Raw genomic sequence first — 18,083 nt, 5'->3', positions numbered from 1 at the left:
CGTCAACGACCGCTCCCTTCCGTGGAATCGGGAGCCGTTTGCGCCAGGTCCCCGGAGCCGTTGCGGGACTCGGCGGGCCGGACACAGGGTCGGGGACCCGCCACACATCCCCCAAGGACTGTGTGGCGGGTCCCCGTCCGGCCCGGGGGTGCCGGGTCAGCGCACGACGATCGTGATCGCCTTGCTTGCCCTATCGACGGTGATCCGGTCCCCGTCGGCGCCGTTGGGGGCATCCATCGGCGTGGTGCCTGTGCCCGGCCCGGCCTCCGGTGAGGCGTCGCCTCCGGAGTCCGCGCCTTCGATCATCTGTGCAGTCTCGTTGAGTCCGCGGGCCTCGTCGAGCGCTCCGGCGTTTGCCGGCTCTTCGGCCCCGAGCGGATGCACGGGAGTGCCCGGCCGCCAGAACGTATAGCCCCAGTTCACGGACCAGTTGTACGACCAACGCGACCGGTTCCCGTTCGCCCTCAACAGCACGTTCGTGAAGCGCACGTCGTGACCGCTGCGGGCCAGCATCACCGGACCCGGGTTTCCCGCGAAGGTGAACTGGTCAAGCACGGATCCGTCCGGTGCATGCGAGCGGAACACCAACCCGTTGAGCCGCACCGTGTTGATGCCGGAGTTGTAGATCCGGATATTGGCGCGGATGAACGTGTCGCCGCCGGATCCGAGGAAGACCGGGGAGACCTGGATCGAGTACCAGATCCGGGAAGCCGCCTCGAGCGCCGCCCGGGCGTCGATCCGGCCGAACCCGAAGTGCTGGTCCCTGCCCCCGGCACCCAGATCCCGCGCCGTCAGCTTGATGATGTCCTCGACCTCCCACGAGCGCAGCCCCGGATCGACGGCAAGGACCAACGCCATGAGGCCAGCGACATGCGGAGTCGCCGAGGACGTGCCGTTGAACGTGTTGACGTAGTTGCCGCCGGAGTAGCCGCCCGAACCCATCATGTCGGTGGTCGGGATCTTGACCCCCGGCGCCACCACGTCGACCTCCGGGCCGTAGTTCGAGCCCCACCAGGTCTCGCCGTCGAGGCTGGTCCTGCTCTTGCGCTGGTCCCATTGGTTGCTGGCACCGACCGCGAGGAATCCCGGGATCGAGGGGGAGAGGCGGGCGGGGTAGCCGACACCGAGGCTGTCGCCGTTGCCCGTGGCCGCCGCGATCGGGGTGCCCCTCCCGCCGCGCCCGTTGGTCTGGGCGTAGCGGAACGCGTTGGCCACCACGGTGCTGGCGCCACTGCCCCACGAATTGGAGAGCACGTCGGCCCCGAGGTCGACGGCCTTGCGCACGCCTGCGGCGATGATGGCGTCGGTGGTTGACCAGTAGCCGCCGCCGATGCCGTAGGCGATGCGGATGTGCCGCACCCGGCTGTTCGGTGCGACCCCCGCAACGCCCCGCCCGTTGTGGGCCGTCGCCGCGACGATCCCGGCGCAGGCAACGCCGTGGCCGTCGGCCGGGTTGGGGGTCGGGTCCGGGTCGTTGAAGCGGGCGTCGAAGCCGGGGGCCAGGACATAGTCCTCGTGGGCGTTGCCGCCCTCGTCGATGACCGCAACCGAGATCGCGGAGCTGCCGCGGGAGATGTCCCAGGCCTCGGGGCAGCGGATCTTGGCGATTCCCCACTGCGCGGACAGCAGCGGGTCGTTGGGCGTGAACGCCGGTCCGGTGCCGTCCGGCGCTGCCGTTTCAACGAGCTCCTCGAGGGTGCTGGTGAGGCGCGGGGAGATGCGCACGAAGTTCGGCACCGCGTACTCGACGCCTGCCTGCTCGTGCAGTTCGTTGGCGATGGCCAGCGCGGAGTCCTGCCCGCGCGCGGTGCGGACAAGGCTCGCTCCCGGCTCCGGGTAGTCCTCCTGGACGGTCTCGAGGTGGTGCTTCTTGAGCAGCCGCGCCGCGGCGTCGGTGCCGGGTTCGAACTTGACGATGAGCTCGCCCTGGTCAATGAGTGCGCTCGGCACGTCCTCGCCCTCCCCGGCCGTGGGCTCGTAGACGTCGGGGCCCCCGGCGTCCCCGGCGGCCCGTGCCCCGGCGGGCAGGGCGGTTGCCGCTGCCGCGTCATCGACCCGGAAGACCACGAGGTCCTGGTCGGTGACCCTGAGCACTTGGACCGGGTGCTGCGGGTCGGGTGAGGCCGCCGCGGATCGCGATGACAGCTCTTCGGCCTCCTCGGGGGTCGCCCGGACGGCGACGAAGTGGGTCGATGGGGCCAGCGGGACGCGCTCGCCGTCGGCGTAGTAGTAGGCCGTGGCCTCGGTGGTCTCTGACATGGGACTGCTCCTCTAGCGGGGATGGGTGCGGCGCCCCTTTGCGCCGCACACCCTAGGAGCGCCCGCGGTGGCCGGTGATACACATCCGGCCAAAAAAGTTTCCCCTCAGCGGTTCGGACCCGCCCGCCAGTCTGAGCCGAACCAGGCGAAGCTGCGCTCCAGCAGCCCGTCGCCGGCCGCGGCGAGGGCGTCCGGCCCGTCCTGTCCGGCCGCGAGCCGCCGGTGCATCTCGCCCATGGTCCGCGACGCGAGGGCGTCGGGGACGTCGGTCAGCGGCGCCACCACGGCACCCACGCCCATGGCGAGCAGGCTCGAGGTCAGGCCCAGCGCCTCGTCCCCGGGCCTCAGCCGCCCCCGCCCGGCGCCGCAGGCGGAGAGCACCACCAGCGAGGCGCGGATCGGGACATGTTCCAGCTCGTGGGCGAACAGCGAGCCGCCGTGCAGCCGCAGGGAGGAGAAGAGCGGGCTGTCCTCCCGGTGCTGCCCGTGGGCGGCGATGTGGACGACGTCGTACGCGGCCAGCGCCTCCTTGACGGCGGCAGGTTCGGCGGGGATCTGCCGGGCGCCGGGCCAGCACCCGGCCACCGCGGTGCATTCCGCCTCGGCCAGGGCCAGCCCCGGACCGGAGGCCACCGCCACGCGGGGCGGTCCCGCCAGCCGCACGGCGCCGGCAGCCCAGGCGCCCACCGAGCGGCTGAGCGCGAGTCCGCGGTGCCGCAGCCTAGGCAGCATGCCCCAGGGTAGCCTGGCCAGTTCGCCGCTGGGGATGACCACCAGCGGCCCGGTGCCGAGCTCGACGGACAGGATCAACTCCTCGAGCCGTTCCAGCGATGCGGCCAGGGAGGAGAGCACCGCCGCGGCCAGCGGGCCGGGCGGCGCGTGGCTGGCTGCCGACGCGTCGGCGAGCGCGCCGGCGACCAGGTCGGACACCTCCGCCCTGTCTCCCACGCGCAGCAGCCGCGCGGGAAATCCCGGCTCGACGTGCACCAGGTGCAGCGTGTCCCCGGACCAGAAGTAGCTCAGCACGCTTGCCGCCCCGAGATCGGCGCGGAGCAGCCGCCCGGGCAAGCGCACCGGGCCGCGCTCGCGCTGGGCCCAGTGGTGTTCGCGCAGCTCCCTCTCGATCCCGCCGATCTCCACCCGCAACGCACCCGCGCGCCCGGGGTCGGCCGTGCGCAGCTCCTCGTGGTGCCGGCGCAGGGTGGAAAAACGTGTGGCCGCCCATGCATCGGCCGGCGGGACGACCGAGGGCACCTCGGCGAGCGCCGCCCGCCAGCGTTCGGTCGCCAGCAGCGCCGCCCAGCCGTCCCCGCTCCCGGCCACCCGTTCCAGGTCCGAGCGCACGATGGGGGCCAGATGGATGGCCACGGCGGTGCGCAGGTCCAGGCTGGCCATGCCGGACCGGGCGGCGGCCGTGTCCCGCGCCGCGGCGCGCAGCAGCCTGCCGCGGCCCTGCTGGTCCGTGGTCGTGGACAGCTGCGCGAGGATGGCCAGCATCCGCGTGGACAGATAGGGGGACGCGCGCATCCGCCGCAGGCAGCGCACGGCCTCGACGTCGGGAACCGCCGTTCCGTGCCCGGCGGCGGCGATCAGGTGCAGGGCGGTGGCCCGGTCCGCGAGCCAGGGCCTGCGTGCCGCACGCGCCGCGGAGGCGAGCTCCGCGGCCTCCGCTCCGAGCCGGACATCCGGCATCCCGGGACCCAGGAGCAGCGCCTCGAGCCGCATCGACCGGGCCTCGTGCGCGCGTGCCGGCTCCCCGCGTGCCGTGGCGTCGCCCATGACCTCCGTGGCCAGGCGGACCGCGTCGGGCGTGTGGCCGGTGAGCGCGGCGCAGCGGGCCTGGTCCAGCCGGGCCTCGGCCCATTCCTCGGCCAGGCCAGCCAGGCGCAGTTCCTTCACGGCCGTGTCGAAGAGCTCGGCGGCCTCCTCGATCAGGCCCGCCTCCAGCAGCACGCGGGCGCGGTCGTGCCGGGCGACGGAGCGGTCCACGTCGGCCTCGAGCTCGTCGGCCTGCGCCATGAGGCGCAGGGCCGCCGGCAGGTCCCCGCGCAGGTACTGGACGAATCCGAGGTTGTGCAGCGCCATGAACCGGTACGCGGGCAGTCCGCTCCCCAGGTGCGCCGCGGCCCGCAGGTCCCCGGCGGCCTCGTCCAGTGATCCGGTCCGTGAACCGATCGTGCCCTTGTTCAGCAGCAGCCGGACGCGGTCATCGAGCGGGAACGCAGCCGAGTACTTCACGGCGGGCCGCAGCTGTTCCAGCGCCTCGTCGAAGTTCCCGGCGCGGGCGCCGAGCACCCCGGCCTGGATGTGGGCGAGCGCCCGGATGTCATCCCGTCCCGCCGCGACGGCTTCGCGCAGCACCGCGTCGATCTGGGCCAGGGCCGCGGGCAACCCGTGGTCATCGCAGGTCAACCACGACTCGGTGAGCCGGATCCTCAGGCCGAGCTCGAACCCCTCATCCCGGGGCAGCTGGCCCAGGTGGTGCCGGGCCGTCTCGATCTTCCGGCGTGCCTCGGCCAGCCGGTACGCGGCGATGGCCGCCCGGGCGTCGCTGTACGCGCCGGCTGCTGCCGTGAGATGGTCCGGTGCGGGCATCCCTAGAACTCGACCACCGGAGTCAGGACGGGCTTGGCCTCCGGGTCGTCGGGCTGGAGCAGGAAACGGATCGGGCCGTGGGGGATCGAGCGCCAGAGCAGGCGCCCGTGCGCATCCGAGGTGGCCCAGTGGGCGGTCCTGTCCGCGTAGAGGGCGACACGGAGGCCGCCGCCGGTGACCCAGCCGTCCACGCGCAGCCCGCCGTCCTGGTCCTCAGTGCTGCGCACCATCAGCTGCAGGGCCGAGCTGGTGAAGGTGATCGAGTCGGTGGGGCTGGCATCCACGGCGCGCAGCGCCGGCAGGTTTTCCTCCAGCGCCGTGGCGAGCTCCGCATCCAGGGCGGCGAGGGAGAGCGCGAACAGGACGCCGTCGTCCAGCGTGGGCGGCGGCGGGTCCATCGCGTCAAAGAGCTCGGCGACACTCTCCAGGATGGCGGCGTCCAGCCCGTCCAGGGGTTGCTCGTGGTTCTCGTTCATGGTGTGCTCCAGGTGGGGTCGGAGGCGAGGAAAGTGCGCAGCGCGTCCAGGCAGCGGCCGCGGGTGGGGCCGATGGACCCGACCGGGATGCCCAGCGCCGCGGAGAGGGCGGCGTAGTCGGGCGGTCCGCCGCGGCTGACGACGCGCAGGATGGCCTGGCAGCGGGGGTTTAGCCGGGAAACGTGGTTCCAGAGCGTGCGCTGGGCCTCGTCGCGCAGCAGGGCCTCGGCCGGTCCGGGTCCGGGATCGCGGGGTCCGGTTCCGGGGTCCGGCTCCTCCCACGGCAGGGTGCGCCCGCGCTCGCGGGCCACGCGCCATGCCTCGCGCCTGACGGTGGTGCCCAGCCAGGCGAGCACCGTCTGCGGGTCCCGGATCGTGTCCGCCCGGTCCACCAGCCTCAGCCAGGCGGTCTGGACGACGTCCTCGGCATCGGTGGGCTCGAGCCGGCAGGCGCGGGCCAGGTGCCACAGGGTGGGGTTCAGCAGCCTCACGAGGGGTTCAATCCGGCCGCGCCCGCCGTTGCGGAACTCCTCGAACAGCGTTGCGGCCTCCTCGACGAGGCCCGTGGCCCCGGTCATGGCCGCTTCCATCCCAGCGTGCTCCCCAGCGCCGCCCAGGCGCTCTCGAGGCGTTCGGCAAGATCCGGTGCGGCGGATCCGGCCAGGGCGCGTGCGAGTTCGGCCGCGAGGACCGGGGCCGAGAAGGACGTGCCGCTCCAGACCCCGAAGCCGCCGGAGAAGTCGTCGGGGTCAAGCGTGGCACGCGGCAGCCCGGAATTCTCCAGCGCGGCGATCATCTGCCTGTCCCCGCGCAAGTGCGTGGGCATCGTGGAGACCAGTGCCGCTCCTGGCCGGTGGCAGCTCACCCACGGCCCGGCATTGCTGAAGTAGGCGACAGTGCCGTCCGGGTTCAGCGCACCGACGCCGGCGATCGGCAGCAGCCCGGCGGCCGCAGGTCCGGCGGCGAACCCGGCAGGGTACATCGGGGCGGTCGTGGAGTTGTTGCCGGCCGAGGCGACGACCAGGACGCCGAGGCGGCCAAAGTCCTCGAGCAGCGCGCGCAGCGGGGCGTCGGCGAGCCGGTCGGCCGGGGTCTCGTGGTAGTAGCCGAGCGAGAGGCTGAGCACGTCGATGGGGCTTTCCTGGTCGCCTGTTGCAAGGGCGGAGAGCTGGCGCGTGCGCAGCGACTGGAGCGTTGCAATCAGGCACGATTCGGAAACCACGCCGTCGTCTGCCATGACGGGGATGCCGAGGATGCGGGCCTCGGGGCAGCGTTGGCGGATGATCCCGGCGATGAACGTCCCGTGGCCGGCGAAGGGCGGCAGCGTGCCGTCCAGCGGGTTGCGCACCGGTTCGGGGACCGCGGATCCGGGGACCGTCCCGTGGCGCCCGAGCAGGTGCCCGTCGACGTGGACCTCGGCGGTCGCGGTCGCCGGGTCCTGGAACCACGGGTGCTGCTCCAGGCCGGTGTCGGGCACGACCACCACGGGCGCCCGTTTGGTGCGCGGGCGGCCCACGAGCGGGTCCGGCAGCACCACCGACACCGGGGTCCGGCCGCCCATGCCGGGCGATCCGTAGCTGGTGGCCGGGGCACCGGCGACGCCTGCGTAGTAGGGAACGCCCGCGTAGTAGGGCACCCCTGCGTAGTACGGGGTGGCGACCATCGCGTGGTCCAGGGCCACGCCGGCCTCTGCCCCTGCCCGGCGCAGCCTCCCGAGCACCTGCCAGGCGTCGACGTCCTCCGGTTCGCCGTGCAGGACGAGCCGGCCGATCGGCGGCGCGAGCTTCACCGGGGCCCGCTCATCCCCGGGCGCGATGCCCAGCGGCGTGGCCTCCACCTTGATCCCCAGCTCCCCTGCCACCTTGTTGATGGTGTCGAGACGGCCGGCGAGCTCGCCCGGCTCCGCGGAGATCAACAGGGAATCCGCCACGTAAGCGCTCGCCCCACCTCCGGGCGGGACCACCGCGCGAAGGTTCCAGGCCGCTGCGACCAGCGGGTCGATCTGCGGGAAGGGATTGCTGGCGACAGCCATGGGCTCGGTCATGGTGGTCCTCTCAAGATCGTGTTCCTGAGACTTAGGAGGGGCTTGGCTCGGCGGTGATACATCCATGGTGGAAGGGAACATCTCGGCGCCATTCCAACATGGTCGAATCCTACGCCCGATCCGGGCACCTTGCGCCGGTGAACCGGCGGGGAAAGACCTCGTTGCCGGCATTGCGGGAGGCCGGCCCCTTGCCGGCCCCTTGCCGGGCAGAGGCCCGGCGAGAGTCGGGCAGCAAAAAGGTCCGCCCTGCGGGGTGCCACCAATGATGGCATCCCACAGGGCGGACCCGTGCGTGTCGGTGGTGCTTAGCGGGCGCCGGCCAGCTGCACGGCGACGTCCACGATCATGTCTTCCTGGCCGCCGACGTAGCCGGCCTTGCCGATTTCCTCGAGGATGCGGTAGGCCGGGACGCCATAGCGTTCTGCCGCGCGCTCGGCGTGGATCAGGAAGGAGGAGTAGACCCCTGCATAGCCCTGCATGATGGAGGCGCGGTCCATGACCGGCATGCGGGTGATGAACGGCTTGACGACGTCCTCGGCCGCGGCCATGACGCCCTGGATGTCGACGCCGGTCTTGATGTCCAGGCGGTCGAACGCTGCGGCGAGGACCTCGGTGGGGGAGTTGCCCGCACCGGCGCCCAGCGCCATCAGGGTGCCGTCGATCTGCTTGGCACCTGCACGTACGGCGAACACCGAGTTGGCCACGCCGAAGCTCATGTTCTGGTGGCCGTGGAAGCCGACCTGCGCGTCGTCGCCGAGCTCGGCGACCAATGCTGCAACGCGGTCCGAGACATCGTCAAGGATCAGTGCGCCGGCGGAGTCGACCACGTAGACGCACTGGCAGCCGGCGTCGGCCATGATGCGTGCCTGCTTGGCGAGCTCCGCCGGGGTGACCCGGTGGCTGAGCATCAGGAAGCCGACGGTTTCCATGCCGAGCTTGCGGGCGTGCTGGAAGTGCTGGATGGAGACATCCGCCTCGGTGCAGTGGGTGGCGATGCGGGCCACGGAGGCTCCGGCGTCGTACGCCTGGTTGAGGTCGTGGATGGTGCCCAGGCCCGGGAGCATCAGCACGGCGATCTTGGCCTGCTTGGCCTCGTCAACCGCTGCCTTGATCAGGTCAAGTTCCGGGGTCTTGGAGAATCCGTAGTTGAAGGAGGATCCGCCCAGGCCGTCGCCGTGGGTGACCTCGATGACCTCGACGCGGGAGTCGTCCAGCGCGCGGACCACGGAGCGGACGTGTTCCTCGGTGAACTGGTGGCTCATGGCGTGCGAACCGTCGCGCAGCGTGGTGTCGGTGAGGCGGATGTCGAAGGTGGTGTTCATGGGTGCAGTCATGATGTGCTTCCCCGTTCCTACTAGTTGGCCAGCGCGTTGGTGCGCGCGGCGTCGATTTTGTCGGAGAGCAGGTCCGCGGTGCGCGTGGCTGCTGCGGTGATGATGTCCAGGTTGCCGGCGTATTCGGGCAGGTAGTCGGCGGCGCCCGCCACCTGGACCCAGATGCCGACGCGGCCAAAGCCGCCCCAGTCCTCGCGGGCTTCGTCGAATTGCGGTTCCAGGCGCAGCTCGTAGCCGGGGACGTAGTCGCGGATGGAGGCGGCTGCCTCATCGATGGCCGCGCGGATGGCGTCCTGCGTGGCGCCGGGTGCTGCTGCTTCGGCGGGGATCATGCAGTAGATGGTGTTGCGCATCATCATCGGTGGTTCCACCGGGTTGATGATGATGATGGCCTTGCCGCGCTTGGCACCTCCCACGACCTCCAGGGCCTTGGCGGTGGTCTCGGTGAATTCGTCCACGTTGGCGCGGGTGCCCGGGCCTGCCGACTTCGAGGCGATGGACGCGACGATCTCGGCGTACTCAACGGGAACCACGGAGGAAACGGCGGCGACGATCGGGGTGGTGGCCTGGCCGGCACAGGTAATCATGTTCACGTTCATGGTGTCGGTGAGCGTTTCCAGGTTCACCACCGGGGCGAGGTACGGACCCACTGCGGCGGGGGTCAGGTCGATGGCGTGGATGCCGGCGGCCTTGTATTTCGGGGCGTTGGCCTCGTGGGCCTTGGCGGAGGTGCATTCGAAGACGAAGTCGGGCAGCTCGTCCTGGGCCAGCAGCCAGTCCACGCCCTCGGCGGAGGTGGTGATGCCCAGGCGCTTGGCGCGGGCCAGCCCGTCGGAGTTGGGGTCGACGCCGATCATGTACTTGACCTCGACGTTGGTGGAGCGGCGCATGATCTTGAACATCAAGTCGGAGCCGATGTTGCCGGAGCCGACGATGGCGGCTGTTTTCTTGGCCATGGGGTTGCTACTTCCTGAGAAAAGGTATCGAAGAAAAAAGGGTGGGGGTTAGACGAAGTTGATGCTCAGCGAGCCCAGGGGCCCGAAATCGGCGGTGGCCGACTGTCCGGCGATCACCGGCAGGGCGCCGGTGAAGGAACCGGGTAGGACGAGCTGTCCGGCTTCCAGGGAGACGCCCTGCTCTCCCAGCACGTTGGCCAGCCACGCCAGCGGGGCCACCGGATCGCCCATGACGTCGGTGCCGGTGCCGGTGGAACGCACTTCGCCGTCGATGAGCAGCGAGCACTCGATCGAGCCGAGGTCCTCGACCTTCACATCCAACGGGGTGGTGCCCACGGCGATTGCGCCGCAGGAGGCGTTGTCCGCGACGGTGTCGACCAATCGGATGTCCCAGTTGGCGACGCGCGAATCGATGATCTCGATGGCCGCGTAGACCTCGCCGATCGCGGCGGCCGCCTGCTCGCGGGTCACGCCCGGGCCGGTCAGGGTTTCCTTCAGGACGAAGCCGAATTCGGGTTCAACCTTGGGGGAGATGAAGGTGTTGGCGGCGATCTGCGCGCCCTCGTGGTGCACCATGTCGGTGAAGAAGAAGCCGAAGTCCGGGGAGTCCACGCCGAGCTGCTTCTGCATGGCCAGCGAGGTCAGCCCGACCTTGCGCCCTGCCAGCACGCGGCCGGCGGCGAGGTGGGCGCGCAGCTGGGAGTCCTGGATGCGGTAGGCATCGGTGACGTCCATGTTTTCCACGCGGTCGCGCAGCGGGGCGATGGGTTCAAGCGTTTGGGTGGCGGTCAGCAGGTCCGCGGCCAGGGATTCGAGGAGTTGGGTGCGTTCGGTGCCCATGGTGGTTTCGCTCATTTCTTCAGTACCGCGGTGGTGACGCCAAAGCCGGCAATGTATTCCTTGATCGGCTTGTAGAACTCGTAGTTGACCTCGTATTCGCCGCAGGCGCGCAGCGCCGAGTAGGCGGCGACCCAGGTGCGGACCTCGTGCGAGGAGTGCCCGGCGACCGCGTCCATCTCGTCGGCGGTGTAGGCGTCGAAGCCCTCGACGTTCCCCGACTTGCAGACCTCGAGGAAGGCGCGGTCCCATTCGGGGTTCAGATCCATGATGTCTGCCTCGCCAGCGGCGAACTTGATGGCCGTGTTGATGGTGTTGGCCTGGCGGGCGGCGCGGGCCTCCGGGGTGGGGTTGCGGCCGTTGGTCAGCATGGCGCGCTGTGCCTCGGTGGCGGTGGCGATCTGCGGGACCGGCGGGTCGTGGGACAGGCCGCCGGAACCGATGAACAGGACCTTCTTGTCGGAGTCCTTGAAGTATTCGCCCACGGCCTGCCCGAACTTGCGCACGCGGGAGACCTTGGTGAAGGGGCGGGCCACGGAATTGACGAAGATCGGGATCACCGGGACGGTGTCCAGCCCGCCGAAGATGATTTCCATGGGCTGCACGGCCCCGTGGTCGACCTCCATCTTGCGGGAGATTGCGGTGTCGATGTCCTGGTCGATGATGTACTGGGCCAGCTTCTCGGCCTCGTTCGTCGGGACGTTGATCGGCCCGGCCCAGGAGTCGTAGTCGCCGGTGCCCAGCGCTTCGTAGCCCACGCAGAACGGCGGCATCAGGTCGTAGAAGAAGCCGTTGTAGTGGTCCGGGCCGAAATTGACGACCAGATCCGGGTTGAAGTCCTTGGCAAAGGCACGGACCTGCTCGAAGGCCGCGTTGACCGCTGCCTTGACGTCTTCGGGCGGATTCGTGTGCCCCAGCAGGGGCGAGTGCGACATGGCGATCAGTGCTTGTTGCATTCCTGGCGCTCCATTCGATCGGCGGCTAGAAGATCTTGCTTGCATTCATTCCATCCCATGCGCCGCACGAAGGCACGCCGATGTTCCATTCAGCGGCACGAAACATTTGTTGTCTTGCGGGCAGCGCCATTGAATCCCGCGAAAATTGCGCTCTGGTTCATCGAGCAAAAGCGTGCACTAGTGCATAATTTAGGCATGGAACAGATCAACGAGGGCGTCCGCTCCGCCCGGCGCGGCCGTCAGTGGACGCAAATCCACGAGGCGGCGGTGGCATTGGTGCTGGAAAAGGGCCTGGCGGCGACGACCATTGATGCCGTGGCCGCGGCGGCCGGTGTTTCGCGGCGCAGCTTCTTCAACTACTTCCCCACCAAGGAGGATGCGGTGCTGGGCACCCGCGATCCGTGGCTCCCGGAGGCCGACTGGGAGGATTTTGTTTCCTCGAGTTTGGCGGTGTTGCCGCGCACCGCCAAACTGCTGGCGGCCGTGCTGAACACCAGCACGCAGGCGGGGGAGGGATTTAGGCGCCGGCGCGAAATGGTGCGCGCCTTTCCCGAGCTGCGCCGGCGCACCCACGTCCACGTGCAGGCGGCCGAGCAGCTGGTTTCCACCGCGCTGATCGAGCGGCTCAAGCCCCACCAGGCGGCGCTGCTGGCCCACGAACTGCCGAACGATCCCGGCGCGCAGCACGCCCTGGTGCTGCTGGCCGGGACCATCACCCGCTATGCGTTCACCGAGGACCCGGAGGAATTCGCGCGCGACTGGCAATCGGCAGTGATCCGGGCCAGTGCGATTTTCGGCGCCTTGCTGCATCCTGTATCGCGCTAATCCGCCGGAAATGAGTCCATGTGCAGAAGCGGCGGCCCCCCGAGAACGAATCGTCGTGTCGGGATGCCGCCGCCTGGAGCCTGGAGCGCCTAGTCGCTCGCGGCCCTGCTTCGGGTCTCCTTGGACAGGTAAACGCACACTGCGGCAACAACGATCAGGAAGATGAAGTACCACGCGATGTTGTTGGTGCCTCCGCCGTTGTCCAGGGCGATCAGCCACTGGGCCATCAGAGGCGCGGTGCCCGCCCCGAGGACCGATCCGACCTGGTAGGTCAGGGAGACGCCGGTATAGCGGGCGTTGGTGTCGAACTTCTCCGCCAGGAACGCGCCGACCGGTCCATACATCGAGGCCTGGATGATCGGGTTGCCGACCATGAAGCCCAGGGCGATCAGCCAGAAGCTGCCCGAATTGAACAGGGCAAACATCGGGAATACCAAGACCACCGAGATCACGGCCCCGGCGAGCATCACCGGGCGGCGGCCGAACCGGTCCGAGAGCCAGGCGAAGAACGGGATGGCGAAGATGTGCAGGAAGTTCGAGGCGGTCAACATCATCAGGGCCTGTTGCTGGGTCATGGCACCGGTGGCAACCACGTGCGGGACCATGAAGACACCCATCAAGGCCTGCATGAACAGCGGACCGGCGATGCCGAGAATCCCCAGGACCGTTTCCCGCGGGTACTCGCGCAGCACGCGGAGGATCGGGGCGCCGGTGGGCGCGGCGTTCTCGCCCTGGGCCTTGAGGAAGTCCGGGGACTCTGTCACGCGGTAGCGCATGTACAGGCCGATGATGACCAGCACCACGGAGAAGAGGAACGGGATCCTCCAGCCCCAGGCCAGGAACTCCTCGCGCGGCAAACCGGCAAAAAGTCCAAGCACGAGGGTGGCGAGCACCGCGCCGGCCGGACCGCCAGAGACGGCGACGGAGGCGGCAATGCCGCGGTTCTTTTCCCCGACGTGCTCGGCTGCCATCAGGGTCGCGCCGGCCCATTCACCGCCCACGGCCAGGCCCTGGATGATGCGCAGCAGCACCAGGGCGACCGGGGCGGCCATGCCGATGGTCTGGTAGGTGGGCATCAACCCGATGCAGACGGACACCAGGCCCATCATCATCAGCGTGATGAAAAGGATGTTCTTCCGACCGAAGCGGTCACCGAAATGACCAAAAATGATGCCGCCCACTGGCCTGGCGACGTAGCCGGCCAGCAGGATCACGAAGGAAAGGGCGGTTCCCACGGCGGGGTCCATGGTCTCGGGGAAGAACAGGTAGGGGAATACCAGTCCGGCGGCCGAGCCGTAGAGGAGGAAGTCGTAGTACTCCACTGACGAGCCCAGGAAACTGGAGACCAGGGCACGGCGGGAGTCCTTGCCGGAAGTGCCTGCTGCGGCCGGTGAATGAACGGGATGCGTGGTCTGGGTCAACGTGTCTCCGAAAAAAGAAAAATTGCTGAGGGGGATGACACAACCATGGCCGCTGTGATCGGGCGCACCAAAACGGCGTTCCGTCAGGCGGAACGTTATTCAGAACACATGCAATCGAAGGCTGGCGGTGGAAGCGATTCGTTCGCGGGGAACGGCAGGAGCCGGAGTCGACCGTCTAGGCCGTTTGCGCGTGGCGCAGTTGCTGGCGCTGGCGCGCACTGACGGCGGCGACGGCACGCGAGGCCGCGTAGCAAACCTTGCGCAAGACCTCGGATTGGGAATCGGGCACGAACTTTCCGGTGGGGCCGGAGATCGACAGCGCCGCCACCGGTTTGCCTGCCGGGCCCATCACGGGCGCGGCGATGCAGTTCAGGCCGGTCAGTATTTCTTCCCTGTCAAAGCCCACATGCTCCTGGCGGATCGTGGACAGTTCCCGGCGGAGCACCTCCGGGTCGGTGATGGTGTGCGGTGTCCACGCCGGCAGTTCGCCGCGTAGCACCTCGTCGGCGCTCGTGGGGTCGAAGGCGAGCAGGACCTTGCCCACCGCGGTGCAGTAGGCAGGCGCCTTCCCGCCGATCCGGGAGGGGCTGCGGACTTGGAGGTGCCCGTAGAGCTTGTTCAGGTAAATGACGTCGGTGCCCTGCAACACCGCCAGGTGCACGGTTTGCTTGGTCAATTCATACAGATCGGCGAGATAGGGCGTCAGCACGTCGCGCATCCGTCCGTGCGTGGCCGATTCCTGGGTATCGCCGAGGCTTAGGATCATCTTGCCCAGGCGGTAGGCGTTGCCCGCCCGCTCCACGGCGCCGTTGCGCTGAAGCATCCCCAGCAGGCGGAACGCCGTGGACTTGGAAAGATCTGCACGCCGGGCGAGCTCGCTGACACCAACACCGCTCACCGAATCCGACCCGAAGGCATTGAGCAGTGACATGGCCTTGTCCACGGCGGTGCGTTCATCTCGCTGCGGTGCTGTGCTCAATGACATGCTTGGGAACCTCCAACGTTTCCGCCCGGATGAATTGCCACGAGTTTTGGGCGTGTTACAAGTGTCCCGGGGAAGTCCGGGTGGGTCAAACACCGGGGATGCGCACCCTGGCGGGTCAGCTTCCCCAGGGGCGCCGCGATGTGGGCCCCGTTTCGGGCGGGTGCCGGGCAGGCCGAAGCCCCGCCGGTCCTGTTGTGGACGGGCGGGGCTTGCGGGCGGCTGCCTGGGGAAACTACTTGGCCATGTGCAGTGCGAGGTACTGCTTGATGACCTGGTTGAATTCGTGGGCGCGCTCGACCTGTGACCAGTGGCCGCACTGGTTGAAGATGTGGGCATCGGCGGTGGGGATGACGGCCTGCAGTTCGTGGGTGCGGCTCACGGGGATGACGACGTCCTGCATGCCGTGGACCAGGAGCACCGGGATCTCGAGCTTGCCCAGGACCTCGAAGTCCAGCGGCAGGGCGTCGCGGTCGCGGTCGCGGGCGGTGACGACCTCGACGAGGCGGTCGGAGGCGGTGTCGTTCAGCGCCGAGGCGTAGCGCAGGGAGACGAGTTCGTCGGTGACCAGGGACTTGTCCACGACGAACTGCTCCAGGGTGCGGCGGATGCCGGCCTCGGAGAGCTCGGGCTTTGCGTGGCCGGAGAGCGCCGCGGTCTTCTTGGCTCCGCCGGTGCCCATCGAGACGATGCCGAGCAGGCGCTCGGGGAAGTCGATGGCAAATTGCATGGCGACCCAGCCGCCGATCGAGTTGCCGACGATCCAGGTCTTGTCGATGCCCAGGGCGTCCAGGACACGGACGGAGTGGCGGACCCATTCCTTGATGCCGTATACGATGCCCTCGGGCACGACGGTCTGGCCGTAGCCGACGGAGTCGATGGCGATGCAGCGGCCGGACTCGGCCAGTTCGGGGAGGTTCAGCCACCAGTTGGCGGCGGCGGTGACGCCGGTGCCGGAGCCGTGGAGGAAGAGGATCGGGGTGCCCTCGCCGAGCTCGTGGTAGTGGGTGATTTCGCCCGGGGCCGTTTCCAGCCACTTGTCTTCGAGGCCGAAGAAGGCGTCGGTCGTGTAGTCGGGGATCTGGGTGACGGTCATCGTGGAACTCCTGAGTCAGTCGGTGAGCCTTAAGGCGGTTTAGCTCCACCCTAGACGCGGGCCCGGGGGCCGCGGGATGGCCTGTGCCGACCAGCGGCACGAAATCGGAGGTCGCGGGAACCGTAGTCTCCACAAAACTTGACCATCGTCCACCAAGACTTGCATTGGTGCAACTATTTTCCACTGGCCGGTGGGGCTTCCCCGCGGCGAAAGCGCGTGGGAAACGGTGCGAATGCCGCAAGGGCCGCGGGAGGACTCCGGGGTGGTGGAGCGTCGGGCGGCTACGCTGTTTCGGTTGCCGGACCAATCGTGGCAGATTACGAGGAAACTCCGCGCATCACCCGCCCACGTCGGATGGCGGATTCTCCGCCGGAGAATTGCGCTGGTACTTCGGCAGGAAGCCAGCCGTTGCACCGGTCCCAGACATTGCCGCCCATTGCGTGGAGCCAGTACCCGTTGGCCGGTCTTAGCGGGCGGCCGAATCGCTGGCCCCGCGCCGCGGTGTGGCTTTGTGTCCCGCGGTGCCCGCGCGGGATGATGGGAGGGTGAAGCGGCGCTCCGGGAGACCTGCGGCTTCCCTGGCCACTGACCTCCGACCGAACGGCAGCACCCATGAGCATTGAATCCATCCTGATCGTTGGAGGCGGCCTGGCCGGGTTCACCGTGGCACAGAACCTGCGCGCCCGCGGCTACGCGGGGAGCCTGCAGATCATCGACCCGGCCGGGATCCCGTATGACCGCCCGCCGCTGAGCAAGGGCTACCTGCTGGGGGACAAGGACGCCGCGGCCATCGAGTTGGCCCCCGCTTCCTGGTTCGCCGAACACCGCATTGGGCTCGTCCCGGCCACGGTCCGTGCCCTGGCGCTCGAGCCCCTGGGGGTGGAGCTGGAGGACGGCGCAGTGTTGCAAGCGGACCGCCTGGTGCTGGCCACCGGCGGCTCCGCACGCCCGCTGCCGATCCCGGGCGGTGAGCTTGACTCGGTGCTGGTGCTGCGCGACCGCCAGGACGCGGACCGGCTGCGGGCAAGCATCGCCCCGGGGACGCGGTTGGCCATCGTCGGGGCGGGTCTCATCGGCGCGGAGGTCGCCTCCTCGGCGCTCGCGCTGGGTGCCGAGGTCACGCTGATCGACCCCGTCGAGACGCCGCTGGTCCCCGCCGTGGGCCCGGAGCTGGCCCGGCGCCTGCACGCCATGCACGCCGGCGCCGGCATCACCGTCATCCACGGCACGCCCGCGGGCATCACGCGGACCGGGACGGGCCACCGGATCGAGCTGGCCGATGGCCGGGTGATCGAGTGCGACGAGGTGCTGGTGGGCATCGGCATCACCCCCAACACCGCCCTGGCCGAGGCGGCAGGGCTGCAGACCGACAACGGGGTGCTGGTGGATGAAAACCAGCGCACCTCCCGCCCCGGCGTCTACGCGGTGGGGGACATGGCCCGCACCCGAAGGCCCGACGGGACGCTGGCCCGGCGCGGCGAGCACTGGGAACACGCCATGAACACCGGGGCAACCGCGGCTGCCGCGATACTCGCCCAGGAGCCGCCGGTGCACGGCGCCTCCTGGTTCTGGTCGGATCGGCACGGCACCCACGTCGAGGGCGTGGGGGACATGAACGCGGACGGCACCACGATCCTGCGGATCCACGACGGCGAGCCGGTGGCCGCCTTCCGCGTGGCCGCCGACGGGACGATGCTGGGGGCCGCGGCCCTCGACGGCGGGCTGACCATCAAGGCGGCGCGGCGCATCATCGACCGGGGCATCATCGTCCCGGCCGAGGCGCTCGCCGATCCCGGGGTGCCGCTGCGCAAGCTCGCCCGCTAGCGGCCTCTGCCCCTTGCCCCGCCGCCCCGGGCAGGGCCAGACTGGAGAAGCACGCAACCGGACAGGGCGGGGGAAGGCATGGATTCCACGGGCGGCGCAGCTGCAACGGGCCGGCGCGCGGTGGACCTGGGGGACACGGAGATGCTCGAACCGGGCACCGCGCTGCTTATCGGGAGCGAAACCAGCGGGCACCCCGATGACATCGGCCTCTTTCGCACCGAGAACGGGGACTACTTCGCGCTTGACGACGAATGCCCGCACGAGGTTGCTTCGCTGTCCGAGGGGTGGATCGAGGGGGAGGAGATCGAGTGCCCGCTGCATTCCTCCCGCTTTGGACTACGCGACGGCAAGGTGCTGTGCCTGCCGGCGACCAGTGACGCCCGCACCCACCGGGTCGAGGTGGCAAACGGCCGGGTGCTCCTCTACCCGGGAACCCCTGCCTGAGGAATCCGCGACCGCGGAATGCCCGCCGCCGCCA

The 18,083-nt window shown here is 69.5% G+C and carries 15 protein-coding genes; 3 read left to right on the top strand and 12 right to left on the bottom strand.

Annotation, left to right across the window (positions count from 1 at the left end):
- Positions 1-156: 156 nt before the first annotated feature.
- The 9 genes from AC6CHY_RS00745 to AC6CHY_RS00705 form a co-directional block, all read right to left on the bottom strand.
- Complete coding sequence (locus AC6CHY_RS00745; RefSeq protein ID WP_498225108.1) at positions 157-2,259, bottom strand: S8 family serine peptidase; 2,103 nt, start codon at positions 2,257-2,259, stop codon at positions 157-159.
- Positions 2,260-2,364: 105 nt separating this feature from the next.
- Positions 2,365-4,854, bottom strand: coding sequence for a CHAT domain-containing protein (locus tag AC6CHY_RS00740; RefSeq protein WP_498225107.1), 2,490 nt, complete (start codon positions 4,852-4,854; stop codon positions 2,365-2,367).
- Between the two features lie 2 nt (positions 4,855-4,856).
- The gene (locus tag AC6CHY_RS00735) at positions 4,857-5,330 is read right to left on the bottom strand and encodes a hypothetical protein (RefSeq protein ID WP_217387487.1); all 474 of its coding nucleotides are present in this window, start codon (positions 5,328-5,330) and stop codon (positions 4,857-4,859) included.
- Positions 5,327-5,908, bottom strand: a complete 582-nt coding sequence (locus AC6CHY_RS00730; protein ID WP_217387488.1) for an RNA polymerase sigma factor — start codon at positions 5,906-5,908, stop codon at positions 5,327-5,329. The genes AC6CHY_RS00735 and AC6CHY_RS00730 overlap by 4 nt, the downstream gene beginning before the upstream one ends.
- Positions 5,905-7,374: a S8 family serine peptidase gene (locus AC6CHY_RS00725; RefSeq protein WP_498225106.1), complete on the bottom strand. Its 1,470-nt coding sequence runs from the start codon at positions 7,372-7,374 to the stop codon at positions 5,905-5,907. Before AC6CHY_RS00725 ends, AC6CHY_RS00730 begins: the two co-directional genes overlap by 4 nt.
- A gap of 305 nt (positions 7,375-7,679) precedes the next feature.
- Positions 7,680-8,708: a 4-hydroxy-2-oxovalerate aldolase gene (gene dmpG / locus AC6CHY_RS00720; protein ID WP_217387490.1), complete on the bottom strand. Its 1,029-nt coding sequence runs from the start codon at positions 8,706-8,708 to the stop codon at positions 7,680-7,682.
- A gap of 20 nt (positions 8,709-8,728) precedes the next feature.
- Positions 8,729-9,664, bottom strand: a complete 936-nt coding sequence (locus AC6CHY_RS00715; protein WP_217387491.1) for an acetaldehyde dehydrogenase (acetylating) — start codon at positions 9,662-9,664, stop codon at positions 8,729-8,731.
- Between the two features lie 48 nt (positions 9,665-9,712).
- Entirely contained in the window at positions 9,713-10,519 is an 807-nt protein-coding gene (locus tag AC6CHY_RS00710) for a 2-keto-4-pentenoate hydratase (RefSeq protein ID WP_254455755.1), read from the bottom strand.
- A complete protein-coding gene (locus AC6CHY_RS00705) occupies positions 10,516-11,457 on the bottom strand; it encodes a 3-carboxyethylcatechol 2,3-dioxygenase (protein WP_217387492.1) in 942 nt (313 codons plus the stop codon). The genes AC6CHY_RS00710 and AC6CHY_RS00705 overlap by 4 nt, the downstream gene beginning before the upstream one ends.
- A 195-nt stretch (positions 11,458-11,652) precedes the next feature.
- Here AC6CHY_RS00705 and AC6CHY_RS00700 point away from each other — a divergent pair, with 195 nt between their 5' ends.
- A complete protein-coding gene (locus AC6CHY_RS00700; protein ID WP_217387493.1) occupies positions 11,653-12,282 on the top strand; it encodes a TetR/AcrR family transcriptional regulator in 630 nt (209 codons plus the stop codon).
- Between the two features lie 89 nt (positions 12,283-12,371).
- Here the strand turns inward: AC6CHY_RS00700 and AC6CHY_RS00695 are convergent, their stop codons facing one another.
- The 3 genes from AC6CHY_RS00695 to AC6CHY_RS00685 all read right to left on the bottom strand — a co-directional run bounded on the left by AC6CHY_RS00695 (position 12,372) and on the right by AC6CHY_RS00685 (position 15,781).
- Positions 12,372-13,703: an MFS transporter gene (locus AC6CHY_RS00695; RefSeq protein ID WP_217387494.1), complete on the bottom strand. Its 1,332-nt coding sequence runs from the start codon at positions 13,701-13,703 to the stop codon at positions 12,372-12,374.
- 175 nt (positions 13,704-13,878) lie between these two features.
- Entirely contained in the window at positions 13,879-14,688 is an 810-nt protein-coding gene (locus tag AC6CHY_RS00690) for an IclR family transcriptional regulator (protein ID WP_217387495.1), read from the bottom strand.
- Positions 14,689-14,920: 232 nt separating this feature from the next.
- Positions 14,921-15,781: an alpha/beta fold hydrolase gene (locus AC6CHY_RS00685; RefSeq protein ID WP_498225105.1), complete on the bottom strand. Its 861-nt coding sequence runs from the start codon at positions 15,779-15,781 to the stop codon at positions 14,921-14,923.
- Between the two features lie 612 nt (positions 15,782-16,393).
- Here AC6CHY_RS00685 and AC6CHY_RS00680 point away from each other — a divergent pair.
- Positions 16,394-17,605, top strand: coding sequence for an NAD(P)/FAD-dependent oxidoreductase (locus tag AC6CHY_RS00680; protein ID WP_217387497.1), 1,212 nt, complete (start codon positions 16,394-16,396; stop codon positions 17,603-17,605).
- Between the two features lie 78 nt (positions 17,606-17,683).
- On the top strand, positions 17,684-18,049 hold the full coding sequence (locus AC6CHY_RS00675) for a Rieske 2Fe-2S domain-containing protein (protein WP_217387498.1): 366 nt from the start codon (positions 17,684-17,686) through the stop codon (positions 18,047-18,049).
- Positions 18,050-18,083: the final 34 nt, after the last annotated feature.

The organism is Paeniglutamicibacter sp. GQ140, from assembly GCF_059759235.1.
The sequence above is the reverse complement of the archived record's forward strand: the minus strand, read 5'-3'. Positions and strand labels throughout refer to the sequence as shown.